The organism is Staphylococcus sp. CWZ226 (assembly GCF_018986355.1).
Lineage (GTDB): Bacteria > Bacillota > Bacilli > Staphylococcales > Staphylococcaceae > Staphylococcus > Staphylococcus simulans.
On the sequence record NZ_JAHMSB010000008.1, the window covers coordinates 21,777 to 47,763 of the forward strand.

The 25,987-nt window shown below is 35.2% G+C and carries 19 protein-coding genes; 2 read left to right on the forward strand and 17 right to left on the reverse strand.

Annotation, left to right across the window (positions count from 1 at the left end; genetic code table 11):
* Nucleotides 1-108: 108 nt before the first annotated feature.
* The 8 genes from KRR19_RS07775 to KRR19_RS07810 all read right to left on the reverse strand — a co-directional run bounded on the left by KRR19_RS07775 (nucleotide 109) and on the right by KRR19_RS07810 (nucleotide 10,594).
* Nucleotides 109-1,131 carry a glyceraldehyde-3-phosphate dehydrogenase gene (locus tag KRR19_RS07775; protein ID WP_156666382.1) on the reverse strand — a complete coding sequence of 341 codons (1,023 nt, stop codon included), beginning with the start codon at nucleotides 1,129-1,131 and terminating at the stop codon, nucleotides 109-111.
* 159 nt (nucleotides 1,132-1,290) lie between these two features.
* Nucleotides 1,291-1,905 (reverse strand): dephospho-CoA kinase, encoded by a 615-nt coding sequence (gene coaE / locus KRR19_RS07780; protein WP_023016089.1) that lies wholly within the window; start codon nucleotides 1,903-1,905, stop codon nucleotides 1,291-1,293.
* Nucleotides 1,906-1,931: 26 nt separating this feature from the next.
* Nucleotides 1,932-2,804 (reverse strand): bifunctional DNA-formamidopyrimidine glycosylase/DNA-(apurinic or apyrimidinic site) lyase, encoded by an 873-nt coding sequence (gene mutM, locus KRR19_RS07785; RefSeq protein ID WP_156666383.1) that lies wholly within the window; start codon nucleotides 2,802-2,804, stop codon nucleotides 1,932-1,934.
* A gap of 15 nt (nucleotides 2,805-2,819) precedes the next feature.
* Entirely contained in the window at nucleotides 2,820-5,450 is a 2,631-nt protein-coding gene (polA, locus tag KRR19_RS07790; RefSeq protein WP_207021167.1) for a DNA polymerase I, read from the reverse strand.
* Nucleotides 5,451-5,542: 92 nt separating this feature from the next.
* The gene (pnpS, locus tag KRR19_RS07795) at nucleotides 5,543-7,261 is read right to left on the reverse strand and encodes a two-component system histidine kinase PnpS (protein WP_002481167.1); all 1,719 of its coding nucleotides are present in this window, start codon (nucleotides 7,259-7,261) and stop codon (nucleotides 5,543-5,545) included.
* Nucleotides 7,258-7,974: a response regulator transcription factor gene (locus KRR19_RS07800; RefSeq protein WP_002481168.1), complete on the reverse strand. Its 717-nt coding sequence runs from the start codon at nucleotides 7,972-7,974 to the stop codon at nucleotides 7,258-7,260. The genes pnpS and KRR19_RS07800 overlap by 4 nt, the downstream gene beginning before the upstream one ends.
* 173 nt (nucleotides 7,975-8,147) lie before the next feature.
* A complete protein-coding gene (gene icd, locus KRR19_RS07805) occupies nucleotides 8,148-9,413 on the reverse strand; it encodes an NADP-dependent isocitrate dehydrogenase (protein ID WP_216733573.1) in 1,266 nt (421 codons plus the stop codon).
* A gap of 62 nt (nucleotides 9,414-9,475) precedes the next feature.
* On the reverse strand, nucleotides 9,476-10,594 hold the full coding sequence (locus KRR19_RS07810) for a citrate synthase (protein ID WP_216733574.1): 1,119 nt from the start codon (nucleotides 10,592-10,594) through the stop codon (nucleotides 9,476-9,478).
* Nucleotides 10,595-10,955: 361 nt separating this feature from the next.
* On the opposite strand from KRR19_RS07810, the gene KRR19_RS07815 reads away from it, so the two are divergent.
* Nucleotides 10,956-12,317 carry an amino acid permease gene (locus KRR19_RS07815; protein ID WP_002481171.1) on the forward strand — a complete coding sequence of 454 codons (1,362 nt, stop codon included), beginning with the start codon at nucleotides 10,956-10,958 and terminating at the stop codon, nucleotides 12,315-12,317.
* A 302-nt stretch (nucleotides 12,318-12,619) separates the two neighbouring features.
* Here the strand turns inward: KRR19_RS07815 and pyk are convergent, their stop codons facing one another.
* The 8 genes from pyk to KRR19_RS07855 all read right to left on the reverse strand — a co-directional run bounded on the left by pyk (nucleotide 12,620) and on the right by KRR19_RS07855 (nucleotide 24,552).
* The gene (gene pyk, locus KRR19_RS07820; RefSeq protein ID WP_216733575.1) at nucleotides 12,620-14,380 is read right to left on the reverse strand and encodes a pyruvate kinase; all 1,761 of its coding nucleotides are present in this window, start codon (nucleotides 14,378-14,380) and stop codon (nucleotides 12,620-12,622) included.
* 36 nt (nucleotides 14,381-14,416) lie between these two features.
* The gene (pfkA, locus tag KRR19_RS07825) at nucleotides 14,417-15,385 is read right to left on the reverse strand and encodes a 6-phosphofructokinase (protein WP_216733576.1); all 969 of its coding nucleotides are present in this window, start codon (nucleotides 15,383-15,385) and stop codon (nucleotides 14,417-14,419) included.
* Nucleotides 15,386-15,668: 283 nt separating this feature from the next.
* Nucleotides 15,669-16,616, reverse strand: coding sequence for an acetyl-CoA carboxylase carboxyltransferase subunit alpha (locus KRR19_RS07830; RefSeq protein ID WP_002481174.1), 948 nt, complete (start codon nucleotides 16,614-16,616; stop codon nucleotides 15,669-15,671).
* Entirely contained in the window at nucleotides 16,609-17,481 is an 873-nt protein-coding gene (gene accD, locus KRR19_RS07835; RefSeq protein ID WP_216733577.1) for an acetyl-CoA carboxylase, carboxyltransferase subunit beta, read from the reverse strand. Before accD ends, KRR19_RS07830 begins: the two co-directional genes overlap by 8 nt.
* Nucleotides 17,482-17,544: 63 nt before the next feature.
* Nucleotides 17,545-18,774, reverse strand: coding sequence for an NADP-dependent malic enzyme (ystJ, locus tag KRR19_RS07840; RefSeq protein WP_156666909.1), 1,230 nt, complete (start codon nucleotides 18,772-18,774; stop codon nucleotides 17,545-17,547).
* A gap of 275 nt (nucleotides 18,775-19,049) precedes the next feature.
* Nucleotides 19,050-22,250, reverse strand: a complete 3,201-nt coding sequence (locus KRR19_RS07845) for a DNA polymerase III subunit alpha (protein WP_156666910.1) — start codon at nucleotides 22,248-22,250, stop codon at nucleotides 19,050-19,052.
* 32 nt (nucleotides 22,251-22,282) lie between these two features.
* Nucleotides 22,283-23,221, reverse strand: coding sequence for a DHH family phosphoesterase (locus KRR19_RS07850; RefSeq protein ID WP_156666911.1), 939 nt, complete (start codon nucleotides 23,219-23,221; stop codon nucleotides 22,283-22,285).
* Nucleotides 23,222-23,256: 35 nt separating this feature from the next.
* On the reverse strand, nucleotides 23,257-24,552 hold the full coding sequence (locus KRR19_RS07855; protein ID WP_002481179.1) for a DRTGG domain-containing protein: 1,296 nt from the start codon (nucleotides 24,550-24,552) through the stop codon (nucleotides 23,257-23,259).
* A 223-nt stretch (nucleotides 24,553-24,775) separates the two neighbouring features.
* Here KRR19_RS07855 and KRR19_RS07860 point away from each other — a divergent pair, with 223 nt between their 5' ends.
* Entirely contained in the window at nucleotides 24,776-25,189 is a 414-nt protein-coding gene (locus tag KRR19_RS07860; RefSeq protein WP_002481180.1) for a universal stress protein, read from the forward strand.
* Nucleotides 25,190-25,240: 51 nt separating this feature from the next.
* On the opposite strand, the gene KRR19_RS07865 is transcribed toward KRR19_RS07860, so the two are convergent.
* Nucleotides 25,241-25,930: a metal-dependent hydrolase gene (locus KRR19_RS07865; RefSeq protein ID WP_002481181.1), complete on the reverse strand. Its 690-nt coding sequence runs from the start codon at nucleotides 25,928-25,930 to the stop codon at nucleotides 25,241-25,243.
* Nucleotides 25,931-25,987: the final 57 nt, after the last annotated feature.

Here is a 25,987-nt window from a genome sequence, read left to right on the forward strand (position 1 = left end):
CTATAAAAGTGCAAGTCACAAAAGAAAGGAAGCCAGCACATAAAAAAACCAGTTAATCAGAGCCCTACTTCTGATTAACTGGTTAAAAATTTATGACAGCAGTTTCAATTAAGCTGTTGCTTTTTCTTTTGTTTTTAACAATTCACCAATTTGAACTGCAATATCAACAACGCGGTTAGAATAACCCCATTCATTGTCGTACCATGCAATCACTTTAACTTTCTTGTCATCCATTACAAGTGTTGACATTGAATCAACGATTGCTGAGTTAGGGTTTGTGTTAAAGTCAACTGATACAAGCGGCTCATCTGAAACAGCTAATATGCCTTCTAAGTCAGCATCTTCAAATGCTTTGTTGACTTGCTCAGCTGTTACATCTTCTTTTAAGTCTACTACTAAGTCTACTAATGAAACGTTTTTAGTAGGAACACGAAGTGCCATACCATGTAATTTACCTTCTAATTCAGGTAAAACTTCTTTCAATGCTTTTGCAGCACCTGTTGAAGTTGGGATAATACTTTCGTTACAAGAACGCGCACGGCGTAAATCTTTGTGTGGGTTATCAATATTTTTTTGGTCGTTTGTAATCGCATGTACTGTAGTCATTAAACCATTTTCGATTCCAAAGTTATCGTTTAATACTTTTGCTACTGGACCGATACAGTTTGTCGTACATGAAGCATTACTAAAGATATCGAATTCTTCAACATCTAAGCTGTCATCATTAACGCCTTTAACAACCATTTGTACGTGACCGCCTTTTGAAGGACCTGTTAATAAGACCTTTTTAGCGCCTGCTTTAATATGTGCATCCGCTTTGTCTCCGTGATTAAATTTCCCAGTCGCTTCTATGACAATATCAATATCTAAATCTTTCCAAGGTAAATTTTCTGGATTACGATCTGAAACTAATTTAATATCATGACCATCAATACGAATACCATTTTCTGTCGGTTCTACATCACCGTCATATTTACCATGTGTTGTATCGTATTTTACTAAATGTGCAATCGTTTCTGGAGGATAACTCGCATTAATTGCCACTACATTTAAATCATCATTTTTAGAAGCAATACGCAAAACCATGCGCCCAATGCGTCCCATTCCATTAATTGCAATATTCGTTGTCATAAAAAGCACCCCTCGTTTTATATGTGTTATACTTTATGGAATCAGTATAACATATTCACGTTAAAATGAAAGCGTTTTAGCAAAATAATTAAAAAAATTACTTATCACTAATGATAAGCAATTTTTTGTATTCATGTTCAGATTAAAATCATATTCACATTAAACCTCTTCAGAACTTTGAATATAACCTTCCTCCATCAACAATGCTTCAAGGTTTTGTTTAAGCTCTAGCAACGTACCGCGATTATCAATAACACGATCTGCCATACGACGTTTTTTGTCGATAGAGATCTGACTATATACACGCGCTTTCGCTTCTTCTTGTGTTAAGTCATTACGTTCCATTAAACGTTCCACTTGAATACTTTCAGAAGCATAGACTAACCATGTTTCATCAACAGTATCTTGAAGGTTATTTTCAAATAATAATGGAATATCCATAATTACATTGAAGCCTTCTTTTAAATAAGCTTCTTTTTGTCTTTCCATTAAATCTCTCACGATAGGATGTATGATTTGGTTTAATTTCTCTCGCATTTTGTCATCATTAAATACGATTTCACCGACGTATTTGCGATTCATTTCACCATTTTCATCTATCGCTTCATCGCCAAATACTTGGCGGACTTGTTCTAAACCTTCAGAACCTTTTTCTACCGCTTCTCTTGCCGCAATATCCGCATCCACAATTTTAAAACCGTGGACTGCAAGCAATTCAGATACAGTAGATTTTCCTGTTCCGATTCCGCCTGTTAAACCAATTACTTTTTGCATAATCTAATCTCCCTCGTTCAATTAATTTATTTTTGACAGTTTGGACAAAAGTGACTGTTTCTGCCACCTATCACTTCTGTCTCAATCGGTCCACCACATACAGGACAGATTTTCTTTTTATATACATTTAAATACTCCTGCATATGTCCAGTTTGACCATCTGCATGGCGATAATCAGAAATGCTGGTTCCGCCGTGTTCAATACCTAATGTTAGAACAGCCACTACTTCATCAAATACACGCTTTTGCTCTTGTTTCGTTAAAGTATTAACTTTGCGTTTTGGATGAATACGTGCATTAAATAAAGCTTCACAAGCATAAATATTACCGCAACCTGCAATAACATGATGATCTAAGATAACTTGTTTAATCGGCTTATTCTGATACTTCGGCAATGCTAATTGTTTTTGATAGTGTGTGTATGCATTGTCATCAAAAGGCTCTGGAGCCATCTTTTCAAATGACGTGTATGCTGTAATATCATCAACATTTTTAATTTCACCAAAGCGTCTAATATCAGAAAAGATTAATTGTTTGCCGTTACTAAGTTTGAAATTGACGTGCCAATGTTTTTGATAATTCGGTACAATAATCTCCGTTAAGTCATTGACTACGAAATAGCCACCAGTCATTCCTAAATGACTGACTAATACTCTTTTATCTTCATCTTTCTCTAAATATAAAAGAATATATTTACTTCTGCGTTCCACACGTGTAATTTTATAGCCTTCTGTACGATTTTTAAACATCGGCAAATCAATTTGTTTAATAATTGTGTCTCTACCGCTCGCTTTTCCATCGATGACTTTATCCGAGAACTCAACACTTTCAATAATTTGATTGATCACAAAGGGTTCAATCCCTCTTTTAACGTGCTCTACTTCTGGTAATTCAGGCAATTTGCGACCTTCTTTCTATTTTGCATCGTACCATGTTGGACCATAGTTAGTATCCACTTGTAATGGTACTTTTAATTCAATGGCATTATCCATAATATCTTCAATAAATTCACTGAAAGCTTCTACCTCATCTTTTGGCAGTTCAAAAATCAACTCATCGTGTACTTGCAGTAATAAGTGTGCATTGAAATCTGTTTCTTTCACAGCTTTATCATAATTAACCATTGCTAGTTTGATAATATCTGCAGCACTGCCTTGAATTGGTGTATTCATAGCTGTTCTTTCTGCAAAACTGCGTTGATTAAAGTTTCTGCTTGTAATATCAGGGATATATCTGCGACGGTGTAATAATGTTTCTACATAACCTTTTGCTTTCGCATCTTTAACGATATCACTCATATATTGTTTAACGCCTGGGAAACTATCTAAATAATCATCAATAAATTTCTTCGCTGCTTTTCTCGTAATACCTAAACTTTGGCTTAAACCATAATCACTAATGCCATATACTATTCCGAAGTTTACAGCTTTAGCTTGTCGACGCATTAAACCATCTACTTCGTCTGCTTCTACACCAAAGACTTTCATGGCTGTAGCTGTATGAATATCTCTTCCTTCTCTGAAGGCATTCATCATGCTTTCATCTTGCGTAATATGAGCAAGTACGCGTAATTCAATTTGAGAATAGTCCGCTGAAAGAATAACGTTATCCGCTTCTGCAGGTTTAAAGGCCTTTCTAATGCGGCGACCTTCTTCTAAACGTACAGGAATATTTTGCAAGTTAGGATCGACAGATGACAGACGTCCTGTTTGTGCAAGTGTTTGGTTAAAGTGTGTATGAATGCGATTATCATCTTGTATCACTTTTTGTAAGCCTTCTACATAAGTAGATTGTAATTTAGATAACTGGCGATATTCTAAGATATCTTCGATAATCGGATGTTCGCCTTGTAGTTGTTCTAAAACATCTACTGCAGTTGAGTAACCCGTTTTCGTTTTCTTGATAACTGGTAACTTCAAGTTTTCGAATAATACGACACCCAATTGTTTCGGTGAATTAATATTGAATTCTTCACCTGCTGCTTCATGAATACGAGCAATTAAAGTATCAAGCTTACCTTGAATTTCTCTTTCCATTTCTTTTAGCTCTTCAATATCCGTGTAAATGCCCATTTCTTCCATTTGTCCTAAAATGCGCGCAAGCGGCAATTCTAAGTCATTGAATAAATCTAATTGATTGTACTCTTTCAATGCATCAATCATTACAGGTGTACTCGTATCAATCGCATCCAAAATCGAAGCAATATAAGGATTCAACACATCATCTTCTGGCACTTGTCGTTTTTTGCCTTTACCAAAAACGTGTACTGCTTCAGGTACATAACCTTGGCCATAATCGACAACTACTGAATGAACATCATCAATTGAGCGAGATGGATTTAAAATGTAGCTTGCTAACATAATATCAAACGTAATATTTTTAATATCGATATTCATGCGATGTGCTTCTGCATATGTTTTTTTCGCATCATAGACATACTTTTCTGTTTGTTCATCTTCTAACCATTTTATTAACTCAGGATAATTTTGAATCTCATCCGCATTAATCACTACAAAGTGTTCATCTGCTTTAAAGCCGAATTTCAAAATATCTGCAGTGAGATAGTCACCTTCATCTACTTCAAAGTGAAGCGCTGCTTGTTTTAATTGATCAAAGTCAATTGAGTTGAAATCTGTTTCAATATCATATGTTCGATCAGATTCAGTTTCAGTATCGGCATCAACATCGATTTGGTTCAACATTTGTTTAAAATCAAGTTCTTTAAACAGTTCAATTTTTTGTGTTTGATCCACTTCATCAGGCAACTTCGTTTCTTCAAGTGTAACTTCAATTGGACTTTCTCTATTAATCGTTGCTAACTCTTTACTCATCAACGCATCATCATGACCGTTTTCAAGTTTTTCTTTTAACTTTTTACCAGATACTTCATCTAAATGATTATAAAGATTTTCAACTGAATCAAATTGATTTAAAAGTTTAATAGCTGTTTTTTCACCGACACCCGCGATACCTGGGATATTATCTGAGCTATCTCCCATTAAACCTTTCATATCAATAATCTGTGACGGTGTTAAACCATTATATTTTTCCGCGATGAATGAAGGTGTGTAATGGTCAACATCTGTCACACCTTTTTTCGTATAGTATATAGTCACGTTATCAGAAGCGAGTTGTGTTAAGTCTCGGTCACCCGTTACAATTATTGTTTCAAAACCTGCTTTATCTGCTGCTTGACTTAACGTTCCAATAATATCATCCGCTTCATAATTTTCTAGTTCATAATGCTTAATATGATATGCATCCAATAATTGTCTGATTAACGGAAATTGTTCACTTAATTCTGGTGGCGTCTTTTGTCTGCCGCCTTTATATTCTTTAAATGTTTGATGTCTGAATGTCGTTTTTCCAGCATCAAATGCGACTAAGAAATGGGTCGGTTTTTCTTCTTTGATAATTTTTTCTAATAACATCGCAAATCCATAAGTGGCATTTGTATGAATTCCTGCACGATTCGTTAAAAGAGGCAATGCATAAAATGCTCGGAAACTTAAACTATTCCCATCAATTAACACTAATTTTTCCACACTATAACCTCCAGAATTGATTTGTTTCTATTTTATCATATGTGACATAGCCACTCATAAAAATAGCGCCGGAATTCCATCCGGCGCATATATTAAGATAACTTAATTGATTTATTTTTATTATCGAAAAATATCACTTTAAACGTTGTACCTACGCCAACTTGACTGTCTATTTGAATACGTCCGTGATAAGCTTCGACAATATGTTTCGTAATAGACAAACCAAGTCCTGTACCGCCTGAATCACGGCTTCTAGCTTTATCTACACGATAAAAACGTTCAAAGATATGTTTTTGATCTTCTGGAGCGATTCCAATCCCAAAATCTTCGACCTCTAAGACACGTTTTTCTCCATCTTTATAGACACGCACATGAATACGACTATCTTGAGGTGAATAGTTAATCGCATTGCTGACGATGTTCACCACAACCTGAGCAATTTTCGATGTTTCGGCATCGATAATCACGTAATCTTCAATATCCGTTTCCAACGTAATATTTTTCTTTTTACCATTTGTATATAAAGTTTTTACGGTGTTTCTCGTTACATCAGATAAATCCACAGGTTCTGTTTCAATTTCTTTTTGTTGTTCAATATGTGATAAGTCTAATAAATCTTCGACCAATGACTCAATACGATTAGACTCTTTCAAAATAATATTTAAGAATTCATCCAACGTCGTTTCATCATTCTTCGCCCCATCAATTAAAGTTTCCGCAAATCCTTTAATTGAAGTGATAGGTGTTTTCAGCTCATGTGAGACATTTGCGACAAATTCACGACGCAAATTCTCTAATTTCTTCAAGCTGGTAATATCGTGAAGAACGACAACCATCCCTTGCATTCTTTTCTTTTTACGAGATAAAATCGGCACACAGACGGTATCAAAATAACGTTCGTGAACATTATTCAAATATACTTTGACTTGTTCATTCATCGTTTTCTCGGTTTTAAAGGCATCGATAATCAATGTATTCAATTTACCTTTGATCACACGATTGTAATTTTGATTCACGACATTTGTTTCAGGATTAAACATTTCATAATATGCTGTATTTGCGATAACAATTTTACCGTATTTATCAATCATTAAAACTGAACTTGGTATATTTTCAAGTGTTGTTTTCAAACGATTTGATTGAATTTTTTGTTCATTATACATTTTTTGTAAACGACGTGCTAATTCATTCGTTGTTACGAATAAGTCTCGCGTTTCTTTCACATTGCTTTCAGGTACTCTGATATGATAGTGCCCTTGTGCTAAGAGTTTCGTCGCATAAGTTACATCATTAATCGGTCTGATATATGTGCGGTTAATGTTTCTAACAATTAAGAAGACTAAGGCAATAATGAATAAACCAATGATCGCAATATATTTCCAAGCTTCAAATTGTAGTTGTGTAATTTCATTATCGTAACCTGTAATTATAATAAAATGATCATTACTAATATATTTATAAGTAAATCTACGATTGTCATGATGCGTATCATAAAGCAGATTAGATGGATTTCCAACTACATTGATGTTTGGATTTGCGGGAACTTTTTTATCTGATTTAAATAATGTTTTACCTCCATCATTGCTATGTATGGATATTGTAAAATTATTTAAGTGTGCGTATTCTTTTAAAGCCTCTTCATGATGTGCTTTGTATGTCTTGTTGATACGCTCAGCATCATGCTTCAAGTTTTCAGCATCTCTCGATGAAATCGTTGTATAAATCGCATGATTAATCAATAAACCTAAAGCAACAAGACAAGAGATAATCAAGATGGCTAACGTCAGCAGTAATCTTGTGTAAAACTTCAATTTGCAGATTTAGGTCTTTCTAGTTTATAGCCTAATCCACGAACAGTTTTAATAAGCTTCGGCTGCTTAGGGTTTTCCTCTAATTTATCTCTTAAATGACTGATATGCACATCAACAATTCTTGAATCACCAGTAAATTCATAATTCCATACAGAGTTCAACATGTGCTCTCTTGTAATAACACGACCTTGGCGCTCGATTAAATAAAGAAGTAACTCAAATTCTTTAGGGGTCAATTCTAACAGTTCATTATTTTTATATACTTCAAAGTATTCAGGTCTGATTTTGATTGAACCGATGATTACATCTTCACTATCTGTTTCTTCTTCTTTTTGACTGTGAACTTGTTTAGATCTGCGTAAAATAGCTTTTACGCGTGCTACAACTTCTCTTGGTGAGAATGGCTTAGTCATATAGTCATCTGCACCGAGTTCCAAGCCTAATACGCGATCAAACTCGTCATCTTTGGCAGTCAACATTAAGATAGGAACAAGATTTCGGTCTGAACGAATCGTTTTACAAACTTCAATGCCATCCAACTTCGGCAACATCACGTCTAATACGACTAAATCTGGTTGTACGGCATTCAGTTTTTGAAGTGCTTCTTCACCGTCATAAGCAACTTCTACTAAATAACCTGCTGTTTCTAAATTGTATTTCAGCAAAGTTACAATGGATTGTTCATCATCGACTACTAAAATTTTTTGTGTCATAGTCTTACCCCCTGTGTATTTTTCATCTTAATTATAACTTATATTTTCAAAAAGATAACATACTACGAAACATCTTTACATAAACTTAACATTCACTTAACAAGTTCAATCATTCAAAAAAATAAAGCTATACCGCCCTTATCAGAGCAGTATAGCTTGAAATCAATTAAGTCTTATAGATTTTTGATTAACTCGTCAGCGAACTCAGAAGTTTTTACTTCTTTAGCGCCATCCATCATACGTGCGAAGTCATACGTTACAACTTTAGATGCAATTGTTTTTTCAATTGAATCTGTAATTAAGTCAGCAGCTTCTTGCCAACCTAAGTGTTCTAACATTAATACTGCACTTAATAATTCTGATGATGGGTTTACTTTATCTTGGTCTGCATATTTAGGTGCAGTACCGTGAGTTGCTTCAAAGATAGCGTGGCCAGTATCATAGTTGATGTTTGCACCAGGTGCAATTCCGATACCGCCGACTTGTGCTGCTAATGCGTCAGAAATGTAGTCACCATTTAAGTTCATAGTTGCTACTACATCATACTCAGCAGGACGCGTTAAGATTTGTTGTAAGAAGATATCAGCAATTGAGTCTTTGATAATGATTTTACCATCTGCAACTGCTTGATCTTGGATTTTGTCCGCTTCTTCTTTACCTTTTTCATCTACTAAGCGATCATGTTGTTGCCAAGTGAATACTTTATCACCGAATTCACTTTCAGCTAAATCATAACCCCATTGTTTGAATGCACCTTCAGTAAATTTCATGATATTACCTTTGTGCACTAATGTAACTGATTTACGATTGTTATCAATCGCATATTGGATAGCTGAGCGTACTAAACGTTCAGTACCTTCTTTAGATACAGGTTTTACACCGATACCAGAAGTTTCAGGGAAACGAATGTTTTTAGCACCCATTTCATCTTGTAAGAAATCGATTAATTTCTTAGCTTCTGGCGTACCTTCTTTAAATTCGATACCTGCATAGATGTCTTCAGTATTTTCACGGAAGATAACCATGTCAGTGTCTTCTGGACGCTTAACAGGAGATGGAACACCTTTGAACCAACGTACTGGACGTAAGCAAGCATATAAGTCTAATGTTTGACGTAATGCTACGTTTAATGAACGAATACCGCCACCGATTGGTGTAGTTAAAGGTCCTTTGATTGCGATTAAATACTCTTCAATCGTATCTAAACTTTCTTGTGGTAACCATTCGCCAGTTTCATCATATGCTTTTTGACCAGCTAAGATTTCTTTCCATTCGATTTTTTTCTCGCCATTATAAGCTTTTTCAACCGCTGCATCTAATACACGGCTTGCTGCTCTCCAGATATCTGGTCCAATACCATCACCGATGATAAATGGAATAATAGGATTATTCGGTACTAATAAACCGTCTTCTTGTTTAACAATTTTTTCTGGTGCCATTCTAAATTCCTCCGTTAATATAAATTTTGTGATTAATGATTCAAGAATGTCGCTGTTAAAAATTAGCGCTCTTCAATTGGTAAATACTTACGATTTGTTTCATCGATATATTGAGCACGTGGTCTCATAATACGATTATCTCTATATTGTTCGAAAATATGTGCTAACCAACCTGCAGAACGACTGACTGCGAAAATTGGAGTAAATAAATCATGTGGAATATCCATGCTGTGATAAACAGTCGCACTATAGAAGTCAACGTTAGCAATAATGCCTGTACGTTCTTTCATTAAGTCTTCAATCGCTACTGAGATATCATATAAATGTTTTTGACCTGTCTCATCCGTAATTTTTTTACTCATTGTTTTTAAATATTTCGCACGTGGATCTCCGTCTTTATAAACACGGTGTCCAAAGCCCATAATTTTCTCTTTGTTTTTCAATTTATTATCAATATATGGTTCAACTTCATCCACTGAATGAATTTCAGATAACATGTTCATAACACGTTCGTTTGCTCCACCGTGTAAAGGCCCTTTTAATGAACCTACAGCTGCAACAATACCTGAATACATATCTGATAAAGATGATACTGCACAACGTGCTGTAAATGCTGATGCATTCAATTCATGGTCAGCATGCAATACCAATGCTTTGTTAAATGCTTCAACTTCAATGTCTGTTGGCTCTTCACCACGTAACATATATAAGAAGTTAGCTGCATAGCATAAGCCTTGTTTAGGATAAACTGGCTCTTTTCCTTGTCTTACACGTTCAAATGACGTCACAAGTGATGCCATTTTTGCTTGGATTCTAATTGCACGTTCTAATTTTTCTTCATCCGTTTCTGACTCTGCATTTTCATCAAAGTGTGCAATATAAGAAACTGAAGTTCTTAATGCTGTCATTGGATGAACGTCGTCTGTTGCATAATCTTCGAAATGCTCATAAACTTTTTGGTCTAGTTTTGCATACTCATATAATTTTTCTTGCAACTTGTTCAATTCGTCTTTCGTCGGAAGTCTGTAATTCCATAGTAAGAATACAACTTCTTCAAATAATGCGTTTTCTGCTAAATCATCGATGTCATAACCAGCATATGTCAATTGGCTATCGATAATTGAGCTTACCTTTGTTTCAGCTGCAATTACCCCTTCTAAACCTTTATGCAATTCTGCCATATTAATTTCCCCTTTTCTATAACAAATTGAAATGGCTTTCATTTAGTATTATATCCAATATTAACGGTTTTGTGAACAATTTCGAAACTTTGTATAAAGCGGTTACATTGCTCAAACAGCTAAAACACCCTGTTCAGACCATATCTCATTGCCTTTATTGGTATTATATTACATTTTTATAGTTTTAAGTAACGAAAACCCATGCAAATTAACCGATTATTTTTAATTTATTATCATTCATCATAACTTAAATTCATTGATAATTGCATGAAAATTCTCAATATTTTTAAAAACCATTTGTCATATTCTATGGATATGTGCATAATATTATTAAGGTGCAAAAAGGGAGTTGAATTAATTTATGTCAAACAATTTACAAAGAGAATTAAGCAATCGGCACATACAGTTAATCGCAATTGGCGGTGCGATCGGTACTGGATTGTTCTTAGGGGCAGGACAAACGATTGCGATGACGGGACCTTCGATTTTATTAACATACATCATTATTGGTTTAATGTTGTTTATGTTTATGAGGGGTTTAGGGGAAATCTTAATTACAAACACAAAATTTAAATCATTCGCAGATGTGACAAATGAATATATCGGACCCTTTGCTGGGTTTGTGACAGGTTGGACATATTGGTTATGTTGGATTATCACAGGGATGGCAGAAGTTACAGCCGTAGCGAAGTATGTCAGTTTCTGGTGGCCTGAAATTCCTAACTGGGTCAGCGCTTTAGTCTGTGTACTTGTTTTAATGGCATTCAACTTATTAAGCGCAAAACTTTTTGGAGAATTAGAATTCTGGTTCGCAATTATCAAAGTTACGACAATCATCGTGTTAATCGTTGTCGGATTAGGTATGATATTCGTTGCTTATGAAACTAAATTCGGTCATGCGAGTATCACACACCTTTATGACCATGGTATTTTCCCTAAAGGTGTATCAGGTTTCTTCATGTCTTTCCAAATGGCACTCTTCTCATTCGTAGGGATTGAGTTGATTGGTGTAACAGCTGGTGAAACAAAAGACCCTGAAAAGATTATTCCTAAAGCAATCAACAGTGTACCTGTACGTATCTTACTATTCTATGTAGGATCACTTGCAGTAATTATGTCAATCATTCCTTGGTATAAAGTAGATCCTTCTGACAGTCCATTCGTAAGATTGTTTGCGTTAGTCGGAATACCTTTCGCAGCAGGTATCATCAACTTTGTTGTACTGACAGCTGCTGCATCATCTTGTAACAGTGGTATTTTCTCAAACAGCCGTATGTTATTTGGATTATCAAGACAAGAACAAGCACCACCTGTTTTCAACAAAACAAATAAAAATGGTGTGCCGCACATTGCGATCTTTGTTTCATGTGCATTATTACTTATCGCAGCATTATTGAACTATATTTTCCCAGATGCAACATTAGTATTCACATATGTAACAACAGTATCAACAGTTTTATTCTTAGTAGTTTGGGCATTGATTATCGTTGCTTATATTAACTATCATAAACGTAATCCAAAAGCACACAAAAATTCAATTTATAAATTGCCAGGTGGACGTTTCTCAGGATACATGATTTTATTTTTCTTCATCTTTGTATTCGCATTGCTATTCGTCAACCCGGTAACAAGAACTGCAGTATTTTTATCTCCAATCTGGTTTATCCTTTTAGGATTAATGTACTGGAGATACACACAACAACTTAAGAAACATCAATCATAAAATTAAAAATACGCACCCTAACAAAATGCGTTTACTCACTTTTAGAGTAAGCGCATTTTGCTTTGTCTAAAACCTATCCTCTCCTATCCCCTATATGAGCCCCATAGATTAACAACACTCTCTTTATTATAAATACATATCTGATGTTATATCATGCTTAAAACAATGCATAGACTGCTTTTAAATGCTACATGAATTATAAGGTGATACATTCACTTCCCAAATCAAAATAAAAAACTGTCTGCTCCAGAGGAACAGACAGCTTGTCTAATTAAAGTTTAATATTGATAATTTAGAGATGATTAAAGTACGTTTGCATAACCGTCATATACACGGCCAGTGTTTGCATCAACTGTGATTGTAACATCATCAGCGATTAATTTAGTTGAGTTTTTAGCACCAACGATTGTTGGGATACCTTGTTCTAAACCGATGATTGCACTTGGTGATGTGATACCAGCTTCTTCAGCAACTAAACCAGCAGCTTGTTCTACATAAGGTACGAATGTTTCATCTGTAGAATGAGTAACGATTACTGAGTTTGAAAGATCTCTGCCTTCTAATTCAGATGCTTCGTTTACAACTACTGCGTTACCTACTACTGAATTACGTCCAACACCTTGACCTTTAACAAGTTCGTCACCAACTAAGTGTAATTTCATCATGTTAGTTGTACCTTTTTCACCAGTTGGAACACCAGCAGTGATGATTAATAAATCACCATTTTGAACGCGGCCAGTTTCGATTGCTGTTGCTACTGCATTGTTAAGTAATGCGTCAGTAGTTTTGCGTCCTTTTTTAACAACTGGGAATACGCCCCATACTAATGCTAATTGACGAGCTGTTTCTGGGTTTGGTGTTACAGCGATAATGTCTGAATGTGGACGGAATTTAGAGATAGTTCTTGCAGTTGAACCACTTTCAGTTGCAGCAACGATTGCTTTAACTTTTAAGTTAAGGGCAGTATGTGCTACAGAAACACCAATTGCATTTACTAAGTTAGTTTCTTCTAATTTAGTACGGTCATTTAATAATTTTTTGTAGTTTTGAGCGGCTTCAGCTGCAACTGCAATGTTTCTCATTGCTTTAACAGCTTCTTCAGGATATAAACCTGCAGCAGTTTCACCAGATAACATAACTGCATCTGTACCATCATAGATAGCGTTAGCTACGTCACTTGCTTCGGCTCTTGTTGCACGTGGGTTACGTTGCATAGAGTCTAACATTTGAGTTGCTGTGATAACTGGTTTACCTAATTTGTTACATTGTCTGATAAGGTCTTTTTGGATTACAGGTACATTTTCAGGTGGAATTTCAACACCCATGTCACCACGAGCTACCATTAAACCATCAGAAACTTCAAGGATTTCTTTAATGTTGTCGATACCTTCTTGGTTTTCGATTTTAGGAAGAATTTGAATGTTAGTATTACGTTCTTCTTCTAAAATTTTACGGATATCTAATACGTCACTTGGACGACGTACAAAGCTTGCTGCGATTAAGTCGATGTTTTGATCGATACCGAAGCGGATATCATCAGCATCTTTATCAGTAATACCAGGTAAGTTAACTTTAACGTTTGGTAAGTTAACACCTTTTTTATTTTTAATTTCACCTGAGTTGAGGACTTCACATAAAACTTCGCCTTTATCTTTATTGATTTCTTTAACTTCTAATTCTACTAAACCATCATCTAATAGAATATAAGAACCAATTTCAATGTCGTTGATTAAATCTGCATATGTTACAGAAAATTTCTCAGCTGTACCTAAAACTTCTTCCATGCTTACGATAACTTCTTTACCTTTTTCTAAGAAAATCACACCGTCTTTCATGTTGTGTGTTCTGATTTCAGGTCCTTTTGTATCAAGCATGATTGCAATAGTTTTGTCTAAACGTTGTGCAACTTCTCTGATGCGGTCAATACGAACTTTGTGTTCAGCGTGATCACCGTGTGAGAAGTTCAAACGGGCAACGTTCATGCCAGCGTTCATTAATTTTTCTAACATTTCTTCAGATTCTGATGCAGGTCCAATCGTACAAACGATTTTAGTTTTTCTCATTATAAAAGCCTCCTAAAAATTTCACTAAATCTATCATTAAATTGATAATTCTTGTGTTAACTCATACATATCAAAATTAAACTTACTACCTTTATTACTGAAGATATCATCAAATGGTGTTTGAGTTAATTCATTTTGTTTAATGCCAACTCCCAATGCTGTTTTACCTTCAATTAATAATTCTACGGCATGACCGCCAAGTCTTGATGCCAACACTCTGTCTTGTCCAGTTGGGCTACCACCACGTTGGATATGACCGAGTACAGATACACGTCCATCTACATGGATGTATTTTGCTAATTCTTCTGCACAATCTTGTCCTGACATAACACCTTCAGCTACCATAACGATAGAATGTTTTTTACCTCTTTTAATACCGGCTTCTATTTTTTCTGCGATATCTTTGATATCTGTTTTTACTTCTGGAACGAGGATTGTTTCTGCACCGACAGCTAAACCAGCCCACAATGCAAGATCACCACAATCGCGGCCCATAACTTCAATAATAAATGTTCTCGCGTGACTTGAAGCAGTGTCTCTGATTTTATCGACAGAATCAATAATTGTATTGAGTGCTGTGTCAAAACCAATTGTGAAGTCTGTACCTGGAATATCATTATCGATTGTTCCCGGAATACCGATAGTTTGAATTTCAGGGCATTCTTCACTGATACGTTGAGCACCACGATAACTTCCGTCACCGCCGATTACAACTAATCCATCAATACCATGACTTCTTAAGTTTTCAATTGCTTTGGCACGTACTTCTTTGTCCTTGAATTCTGGGCAACGTGCAGAGTAAAGGAATGTACCTCCTCTTTGAATTGTATCTCCCACTGATCCTAGTTCAAGCTTTTTAAGATCATCATTTATCAATCCGAGGTAGCCTTGGTACACACCGTAAACTTCAATCCCATTATAAATGGCAGTACGCACAACTGCTCGAACAGCAGCGTTCATTCCCGGAGCGTCTCCACCACTTGTCAAAACTGCAATTTTTTTCATGACAACTGACCTTCCTAACTTGTATGATTTACATTAAAAATACCATAAAATAGCGTGGTTATCCATAAAAATACCATGCAATCCATAATGTAAACGTTTTATATTTCTATTTTCGAAATATAGCCACACTTTTTATTTAATATGGATACGATAGACATATTTTTACAGTCTAATTTTTTCAATTTCTGCTATTTTTAACCATCATAACCGGATTAATTCTCAAATACAAAATGAAAAGGATTCTACACTCTTCCCTAAAAAAGAAGTATAGAATCCTTTTCCCTTATTGTTCTTTATATTCACCCATTTGACGGAATTTATCAAAACGATCGTCAGCTAACGCTGGACCATCTAATTTTTTCAACGCATCTAAATGAGAAACAAACGCATGTTTAATACTGCGCGCTTGTTGTTCAATATCTTTATGTGCGCCGCCAAGTGGTTCTGTAATAACTTCATCAATCACACCTAATTCTTTTAAATCAGGTGCTGTGATTTTCATTGTTTCAGCAGCAATTTTTGAAAGGTTGCTATCTTTCCATAACAACGCTGCTGCACCTTCTGGTGAAATCACTGAATACGTACTGTTTTCAAGCATTAATACTCTATTTGCAATACCAATACCTAAAGCACCACCGCTTCCGCCTTCACCAATAACTAAAGTGATGACAGGCACTTTCAAGCTAGACATTTCTATTAAGTTTTTAGCAATAGACTCACTTTGACCACGTTCTTCAGCAGATTTACCAGGGTATGCGCCTTTAGTATCAATAAATGTAAAGATAGGTCTGTTGAATTTCTCAGCTTGTTTCATTAAACGTAACGCTTTACGGTACCCTTCTGGATGAGCCATTCCGAAATTACGGTAAATATTATCTTTTGTATCTTTACCACGTTGTTGACCAACTACAGTGACTGGCTGACCATTTAAATATCCAATGCCGCCTATCATTGCTGGATCATCTCTGAAATTTCTATCCCCATGTAATTCCATGAAATCATCAAAGATGTATGGAATATAATCTAAAGTTGTAGGTCGTTCTTGCATTCTAGCTAATTGAACACGGTCCCAAGGTTTAAGATGCTTGTATATTTTTTCAGTTTCACGCTCTAGAGAAGCCTCTAACATATCGATTTCTTCTTGCAAATCTACATCATTTTTCTCTTGTGATTCTTTCAAAGCATCTATTTTATTTTTAATATCAAATAACGGCTTTTCAAAATCAAGCATCTTTTTTCACCTCTTGTCCTGTATGCATTTTCAATAATTGACTTAAAGTAGCACGCATATCCTTACGGTGAACTACTTTATCTAAATGGCCGTGTTCTAATAAGAATTCCGCTGTTTGGAAATCATCCGGTAATTTTTCATTAATTGTTTGTTCAATAACACGACGACCTGCAAAACCGATTAAAGCACGCGGTTCTGACAAGTTGATATCACCAACTGATGCAAAGCTGGCAGAAACACCACCTGTTGTAGGATGTGTAATATAAGAAATATATAATAAACCAGCATCAGAATGACGTTTCAATGATACGCTTGTTTTACCCATTTGCATTAATGAAATAATACCTTCTTGCATTCTGGCACCGCCACTTGCAGAGAAAAGGATAAACGGCAAACGTTGTTCTGTACAATAATCTATAATACGGCAGATTTTCTCACCGACAACAGAACCCATACTCCCCATTCTGAAACGTGAATCCATAACTGCAACGCCGTATTTTGTACCATCTAATTCGGCTGTTCCAGTTACTACCGCTTCATTCAAGTCTGTTTTGCTTTGATCTTTTTGAATTTTTTCTTCGTAACCAGGAAAGTCTAAAGGATTGGCAGATGTCATTCCTTTATCAAACTCTTTAAATGTTCCTTCATCTGAAATTGCTTCAATTCGTTTATATGCAGTCAAAGATAAGTGATGATCGCAATTAAAACACACATTGAGGTTTTCAGATAGTTCTTTTGTATACATGATTTTTTTACATTTTGGACATTTAGTCATGATACCTGATGGAACGTCATTCTGTTTTGAATCTTGGACAGTTACATATTTTTTCTTTTTACTGCCTCGATTGAAAAAATCTTTAAACATTGGTCAACCTCCACATCACTATTATGTTAATTTAAAGACATAACAGTACATTGTAAAAATAATCTATTTAATATCAGTTAATCTCATCGTTTTATTGTATATTTCATCTGGGTCAACTTCAACCCTAGCAACTCCAGATTCCATAGCTGCTTTCGCTACATTGCGTGCAACCGATGGTGCTACACGTTTATCAAATGGTGCTGGAATACAGTATTCCGGTGACAACTCATCCGGCCCAATTAAATTAGCGATAGCTTGTACAGCAGCTTGTTTCATTTTCTCATTAATATGTGTTGCACGTACATCTAAAGCCCCTCTGAAGATGCCTGGGAATGCTAACACGTTATTAATTTGGTTCGGATAATCTGAACGGCCTGTTCCAATTACTCTTGCTCCAGCCGCTTTTGCGTCATCTGGATTAATTTCTGGATTAGGATTTGCCATCGCAAAAATGATACTGTCTTTATTCATTGATTTTACCATATCTTGAGATAATGCATTAGCAACAGAAACACCGATAAAGACATCAGCACCTTGGATAACATCAGCTAACTTACCTTCTTGTTTATCCTTGTTCGTCCATTCTGCCACAAATTCTTTGGTTTCATTCATGCCATGCGAGCGTCCTTTATAAATAGCACCTTTAGAATCACACATAATCATATTGCGCACACCGTATGAATATAATAATTTCACAATCGCAATACCTGCAGCGCCTGCACCATTCAATACCACTTTGATATCTGATAGCGATTTATCTGTAATTCTTAAAGCATTAATCAATCCAGCCATTGTCACGATTGCTGTCCCATGCTGATCATCATGAAAGACTGGAATTTTAGTTTCTTTTTTTAATCGGTTTTCAATTTCAAAACAGCGCGGCGCAGAAATATCTTCTAAGTTGATACCGCCGTAATTAGGTTCTAATAATTTAACTGTTTTGATAATTTCTTCTGTATCTGTTGTATTCAAAGCTATTGGTACACCACTTACCCCAGCAAAGCTTTTGAATAGAACTGCTTTACCTTCCATTACAGGAATACTTGCTTCAGGACCAATATTACCTAATCCTAATACTGCAGTGCCATCTGTTACTACAGCTACAGTATTGCCTTTAGATGTATAATCATAGACTTTACGAGGATCCTCATAAATCTCTTTACATGGTTCTGCAACACCAGGAGAATAAGCTAAACTTAATTCTTCTTTATTTGTAACTTTTACTTTGGGTGTAACATCAAATTTACCTTGATTTCTTTTATGCATTTCTAAAGCATCGTCTCTTAATGACAAACCAATCGCTCCTTTGTTCTGTATCTTAATATCGAAATAAATTCACGCATATTATGTTCAATCTATTACTGAGTTGTTTTATTATTTTTACCGAAAATTTACAATAAACTTTTGGTTTTAGTACTACTCTGAATTTTATGTACTGATTATAACACAGATGTCACTGTTTCACTGATTCTCATGGGTTAAATTATTAATTTCCTTAATTTTGTCAATGAATTGCTTAAAAGTTTTAAAAGTCTGTAACTAATGCAATCCATTGTCACAGACTTCTATTACATTAAGCGAATATTTTCAGGATCAATTTGTTCAACCAATCTTTCAATCGTGTCAACATCACGTTCAATTCTTCCAACTTGCCGCATTTGGTTTGACTGTTCATCATAAAAATATATTGGAAGTTGTTGATGTGTTTCAGATGGTTCAGTATCAAATTCTAAATCATCAACATTAATTTTTCTGAGTATAATACGTGTTGCTTTTTCAAACATCGTTTTTTCATATGCATCTAAATCTTGTATTTCATTAATAATTAATTGATGCTTTTGATTTCTATTTTCGAATTTCCCTTTTACAATAAACGGTTTTTCTTCTAATAGAAGTGTTTCATAACGTTGAAAAGTATCAGGGAAAATAACACCATCTAACGTGTGCTCACCATCATTTAAAGTCGCAAAAGCCATCGGTTGCCCTTTTTTTGTACGAATACGTCTCAGTGTGTCCATTTGTACAAGTACAGGTTGATGATTGTTCGCATTGTTTAATTTATAAATGCCTAAAAACTGTTTTGAATCAAACAATTTTTCCATTGGATGTTTTGTAATATAAAATCCTAAGTATTCTTTTTCAAAGTTACTTAATGCTAAATCAGGCAACTCTTCTTTTTGTTGGTACTCTAATTTCGGTGTCACAAAGTCAAAAATCAAAGCATCTTGTTCGACTTGACTTGATGAATCTAAAACCTCATCTAATGTTCCTAATAAGGTTGCACGTGTTTCACCGAATTGATCAAATGCTCCCACTAATATGAGCGCTTCTAATAACTTACGTGTTTTAACGCGCCCAGATAAACGACGTGTAAAATCAAAGAAATCTTTATATCGACCATTTTGATAACGCTCATCTACAATGGCTTTAACACTTTGATAACCGACACCTTTGATGGTACCTAAAGATAAATAAATACCTTGTTCAGCTGCTTTATAATACCAATGACTTTCGTTGATGTCTGGAGGTAAAATCTTTAAGTTCATCGTTTTAGCTTCAGCAATCATCTGTTCAGTCTTTTTCTCACTGCCAATCACATTCGTTAAAATATTGGCATAAAAATAATTAGTATAATGTACTTTTAAATACGCCATCGTATAGGCGACTTTAGAATAACTCACCGCATGAGCACGTGGGAAACCATAATCTGCGAATTTAAGAATTAAATCAAAGATTTGTTTACTTAATTGTTCTGAGTAGCCATTTCGACTGGCACCTTCTACAAAGTGTTGACGTTCATTTTCCAACACAGCCCGATTCTTTTTACTCATTGCTCGACGTAAAATATCCGCTTCTCCATAACTGAACCCTGCGAACTTACTTGCAATCTGCATGATTTGTTCTTGATAAATAATAACACCGTATGTGGATTTTAATATCGGTTCTAAATCAGGATGGAGATAGGCCACTTTAGATGGGTCATGACGTCTAGCAATATATGTCGGTATTTCTTCCATTGGACCTGGGCGATATAAAGAAGTCATTGCGACAATGTCCTCAAAATGTTGCGGCTGTAAACGTCTTAACGCATCTCTGACACCGTCTGATTCTAATTGGAATAATCCGGTTGTTTCCCCTAATGACAACATTTTAAATACTTTCTCATCATCAAAAGGAATAGATTCTATATCAATATCGATATTTAAATCTTTCTTTACTTGATTGATGATTTGGTGAATGATGGATAAATTTCTCAGACCTAAAAAGTCGATTTTCAACAAACCAAGTCGTTCGTCTTCAGTCATTGTCCACTGTGTTAATAGACCCGTATCTCCCATTAATAATGGTACATATTGATATAATGGGCGTTCGTTAATAATAATGCCTGCCGCATGCGTTGATGTATGTCTCGGCAATCCTTCTAATTTCCTACTGAGTTTGAACCACATTTCATGCCTATGATTGCGATGCACAAAGTCTTTAAATGCTTGTGTGTCATAAGCTTCATTTAAAGTTATACCTAATTTAGACGGAATTAAATGTGAAATTTCACTGAGTGTTTTTTCTTCAAACCCCATAATACGTCCTACATCTCTTGCGACTGCTTTCGCTTGTAAATGTCCGAATGTCACAATACCTGAAACATGGTAATCTCCATATTTTTGTTGTACATATTCAATCACACGTTCACGTTTTGTATCTTCAAAGTCGATATCAATATCTGGCATTGTGACACGTTCGGGATTTAAAAATCGCTCAAATAATAAGTTATATTTTAATGGGTCAATCGTTGTGATATTCAACAAGTAACTGATTAGAGAACCTGCAGATGAACCACGACCTGGACCGACCATGACATCTTGTGTTTTCGCGTAATGAATCAGATCGCTTACAATTAGGAAATAATCTTCGTACCCCATTTTCGTAATGACATCGAACTCATAATCTAAACGTTTTCTATACTGAGGAGTATCTAAGTTCATACGTTTAATAGCATTATCTAATAATTGGTATAAGTATTCTTTAGATGAAGTACCTTCAGGTGTATCATACTGTGGTAACAGTGATTGATGATATTCAATCGTAATATTACATTGATCAGCAAGGTCATTTGTATTATCAATAATGTCTTGAGATAAACTCAAGCTAACTATATCAGCTTGGCTATATAAATGGGCATGCTGTTCGCTACCTGTATTTACTAAGTCTAATGCTTTATTGTTTTTAATTGCTTGCAATGCACTGACAGTTTCAGCATCTGCTTCATCAAGATATTTTGCTTCTTGCATCCACACTTGATTTAAATCTAATTGTTCTGCTGCACCGCTGCTTAAATGATCCGTGAATACATCTGCGTGTTCACTAAACATTTCCGCTAAATTCATTTGTTCAGCATTGATACGCTTAAAAATAATGACTAAATCATTTTGATAATGTTTTAGCCATTCTGTAGAAATCGTACGTTTATCTTGTATTTTAATTGCTGAAGAAAGTTGATATAACGATTTTAATCCTTGATTATTTTTAGCTAATAATACTGTTTCTAACTCTGTTAAGCCATCACTTAAATCTACAGTCATACCGATAATGGGTTTGATGTCTGCTTGTCTGCATGCATCATAAAATTGAGGGACAGCATACAAGACATTTCTATCAGTCAGTGCCAACGATTGATAGCCTTCTGCGACTGCTTTTTCAACAATGTCAGAAACACGTAGACTAGATTCTAGCAAATCATACGCAGTGTGGATATTTAGATGTGCCTTCATAATTTTGTCCCTCCCTTTTTAATATTGTGCAGTTAGTCGATTAATTTTTGATTTAAGGCTTCTGCTAAACGATCAAATTCTTCCCAACTATAAACTGTAACACCAGATGCATTCGGGTGTCCGCCGCCTCCAAATTGTTGTGCGACGTCATTGATAACAACTTTTTTAGAACGCAGACGACAACGAATATCTTCGCCTTCATCAACTGCAAAGACCCAAATTTTTAAACCGCGTAAATCAGCAATTGTATTTACAAATTGAGAAGCTTCGTTCGGTTTAATATCAAATTGTTTTAAAACATCTTGTGTAATTTGAACTTTCGCAAAGCCGTTGTCATTCATTACAAAGTTTTGTAGCACATAGCCTTGGAATGGCATAAGTTTAGGATCTTTTTCAGCCATTTTATTCAATTCTGCAGTGTGGTCAAATGGATATTTTAAAAGTTGTGCCCCAACTTCCATTGTATGCGCACTTGTATTGCTGAATAAGAAACGACCTGTATCGCCAACGATACCTAAATACAGTAAGCGTGCTGTTTCTGCATCAATGATGGATGTATCATTAAAATGCGCAATGATATCAAAGATGATTTCACTTGTTGATGAAGCTTCAGTGTTCACATAATTTAACTCGCCATATTGATCTAATGCAGGATGGTGATCAATTTTGATTAAACCTTTACCATTAGCAAAACGTTGATCATCAATACGAGGCGCATTAGCTGTATCACATACGATGACTAAGGCTTCTTTGTAAGTATCATCACTTACTGCATCAAATGTTCCCATAAAATCTAAAGAAGGCTCACTTTCACCTACAGCATAGAGTTTTTTATCTGGAAATTTTAATTGTAAATAAGATTTTAAACCTAATTGAGAACCATAGGCATCTGGATCTGGTCGCACATGTCTATGGATAATAATTGTATCTTCTTGTTCAATTCGGTTCATAATTTCATTAAATGTATTCATATCATTACTCCTTCATTATCTGTTGATGCAGTACATCAGCTTTCTAGCATTTGACAAATAATCAATGCTTTAGCTACATCTTGTTGTCCTTCACGCATGCTGACCTCAATTTTAGCAAAGTGTCTCCCAACATCTAACATGTCATAATTAATTTCAAGTTCTGTTTCAATAGAAACTGTCTTCATATAAATAATACTTAAACTTTCAATCATAACTTCTTGTTTTTTTATTTGACGCATTTTATATCGAATCGTTTCTTCAATAATTGCGACAAAAGCACCTTTACTTAACGTCCCGTATTGGCTTGTCAGTTGGGGTGCAACATCTACAGTAATTTTATCTTTATTAATTGAAATGTACTTGCCGACTTGATCATTGATAGTTTCCCCTACTTGCGGTTGACGTCCTAATAATTGCATAGCACGCAGAACATCTTCACGTGATACTACGCCAAGTAATTTCTTATTGATTGTCGTGACCGGCAGCAATTCAATACCTTCCCATATCATCATATGCGCGCATGTCGCAACAGTTGTAGACACTTGCACATTTAACACAGGCTTTGTCATTACTTTATAAAGATATTCTTCTGAATCTTTTGCAATAATATCTTTACTTGTCACAATCCCCACTAATTTAAAGTCATCATCGACAACTGGAAATCTTGAATGTCCTGTCTCTTGCGAACGACTTTTAACATCTGCAACTTTCATTGTTTCTTTCAATACAGTCTCTTCAGTGACAGGTTTAACAATATCTTCAACAATTAAAATTTCTTTACGAATGATCTGATTATACATCGCACGGTTAATCATATTCGCAACTAAATATGAATCGTAATTAGACGATAAGATAGGCAAATCATGTTGATCTGCATAACGTTTAATTTCAGGTGTTGTACTAAAACCACCTGTAATCAACACTGCACTGCCATGTCTCAATGCTTCTAATTGTACATCCGTCCTATTACCGACAATCAACAAAGTATTTTTAGTCAGATATTTAACCACATTTTCTAATTTCATGGCACCAATAGCAAACTTAGTCAGCGTGTTATGAAGACCGTTACGACCTGCAAGTACCTGACCATCAATAATTTTAACAATTTCACCAAACGTTAAATGTTCGATTTCTTCTCTAGTTTTCTTTTCTATTCTCACAGTTCCGACTCGATCTATGGTAGCGACGAGTCCAAGTTGTTCAGCATCTTTAATTGCACGGTAAGCTGTTCCTTCAGATACCTCTAAATCTTTTGCTATTTTACGGACAGATATTTTCTGACCCACAGCGAGTGATTCAATGTGTGCAAGAATCTGTTCATGTTTTGTCATTACTTACTTCCCTCATTCTCTGCTTACTCTTCTTATTAATTATAACTTGATTCAGTCTAAAAATCGAAGTTAATCTCTCTTGAATTTTAACATGTTATAGGTGGAGTACCTAACTCAATAGTTGACATTTTGTAATTTAAATACGGTTTGTTAAGTTGACAATAAATTTAATTGGAAAAGTTGACACATTTTTATTAGAATATGTATTAAGGAGGGATTGAGAATGTATAAAAATATTTTACTCGGCGTTGATACTGATTTAGAAAACAAAAAAGCATTAGCTAATATCAGAAAATTGTCTGGTGAAGGCACAATTGTCACATTATTAAATGCGATCACTGAACAAGATGCACAAGCATCTATTAAGGGCGGCACACATTTAAACGATTTAACAAAAGCGCGTAGTCAAGAATTACAACCAACACGTGATATTCTTGATGAATACGGTATCGAATACGATGAAATCATTGTACGCGGTAATCCAAAAGAAGAACTTGTTAAGTTTGCGAACAGTGGTGATTATGACATTTTAGTAGTAAGTAACCGTAAAGCACAAGAGCAAAAGAAATTTGTGCTAGGCAGCGTCAGCCATAAAGTCGCAAAACGTGCTCATATCCCAGTATTGATTGTAAAATAATGAAAAATGCTTGTACATTGAGTTGTACAAGCATCTTTATTATCTGTGTTATTAGAATTCTACAGCTTCACCTGGTTTTAAGATTTGTACTTCGCCTTCTTTAACCAATTTCTTGAATTCTTCAGGATCTTGTTCAATATATGGGAATGTGTTGTAATGCACAGGTACAGTGATTTTCGGTTTAATAAACTCATTGATCGCGTAGCTGGCATCTTCAATACCCATTGTGAAATTATCACCGATTGGTACGAAGCATACATCTACTGGATGACGATCTGCGATTAATTTCATATCACTGAATAAGCCAGTGTCACCACAGTGATAAATCGTTTTGCCTTCAATTTCTAAAATCAAACCAGTTGAAGAACCTAAATAAACTGGAATGCCGTTTTCATTTGTGATACTTGAACTATGGAACGCTTGTACATACTTAACTGTTCCAAAGTCAAATTCCCATTTACCTCCGATATTCATTGGGTGTACATTTTCTACACCTTGTGCAGTTGATAAATAATCTGCAACTTCCGCAAGGCCGACAACTGTCGCATTATTTTTTTGCGCAATTTTCACAGTATCACCGAAGTGGTCTGCGTGACCATGCGTTAAAATAATATAATCTACCTCTAAATCTTCTGCATTTAAATCTGATAAATCATTACCAGTAATAAATGGATCTACGATGACTTTCTTGCCGTTTGCTTCAAAATAGATTGTTGATTGTCCATGAAATGATAATTCCATTTTAAAAAGCCCCCTTATGCTTCAATCTTAACTCTAGTATAACATTTACCCCACTTT

Bases quoted from the DNA above. Each gene is read 5' to 3' on its own strand.
- KRR19_RS07775 (WP_156666382.1), bottom strand. From the start codon at position 1,131: ATGACAACGAATATTGCAATTAATGGAATGGGACGCATTGGGCGCATG.
- icd (WP_216733573.1), bottom strand. From the start codon at position 9,413: ATGGCACCAGAAAAAATTGTTAAACAAGAAGACGGTTTATTAGTACCG.
- KRR19_RS07855 (WP_002481179.1), bottom strand. From the start codon at position 24,552: ATGACAAAACATGAACAGATTCTTGCACACATTGAATCACTCGCTGTG.
- KRR19_RS07810 (WP_216733574.1), bottom strand. From the start codon at position 10,594: ATGGCAGAATTGCATAAAGGTTTAGAAGGGGTAATTGCAGCTGAAACA.
- pyk (WP_216733575.1), bottom strand. From the start codon at position 14,380: ATGAGAAAAACTAAAATCGTTTGTACGATTGGACCTGCATCAGAATCT.
- KRR19_RS07845 (WP_156666910.1), bottom strand. From the start codon at position 22,250: ATGAAGGCACATCTAAATATCCACACTGCGTATGATTTGCTAGAATCT.
- KRR19_RS07850 (WP_156666911.1), bottom strand. From the start codon at position 23,221: ATGAATACATTTAATGAAATTATGAACCGAATTGAACAAGAAGATACA.
- KRR19_RS07815 (WP_002481171.1), top strand. From the start codon at position 10,956: ATGTCAAACAATTTACAAAGAGAATTAAGCAATCGGCACATACAGTTA.
- accD (WP_216733577.1), bottom strand. From the start codon at position 17,481: ATGTTTAAAGATTTTTTCAATCGAGGCAGTAAAAAGAAAAAATATGTA.
- KRR19_RS07865 (WP_002481181.1), bottom strand. From the start codon at position 25,930: ATGGAATTATCATTTCATGGACAATCAACAATCTATTTTGAAGCAAAC.
- pfkA (WP_216733576.1), bottom strand. From the start codon at position 15,385: ATGAAAAAAATTGCAGTTTTGACAAGTGGTGGAGACGCTCCGGGAATG.
- coaE (WP_023016089.1), bottom strand. From the start codon at position 1,905: ATGCAAAAAGTAATTGGTTTAACAGGCGGAATCGGAACAGGAAAATCT.
- KRR19_RS07860 (WP_002481180.1), top strand. From the start codon at position 24,776: ATGTATAAAAATATTTTACTCGGCGTTGATACTGATTTAGAAAACAAA.
- KRR19_RS07830 (WP_002481174.1), bottom strand. From the start codon at position 16,616: ATGCTTGATTTTGAAAAGCCGTTATTTGATATTAAAAATAAAATAGAT.
- KRR19_RS07800 (WP_002481168.1), bottom strand. From the start codon at position 7,974: ATGACACAAAAAATTTTAGTAGTCGATGATGAACAATCCATTGTAACT.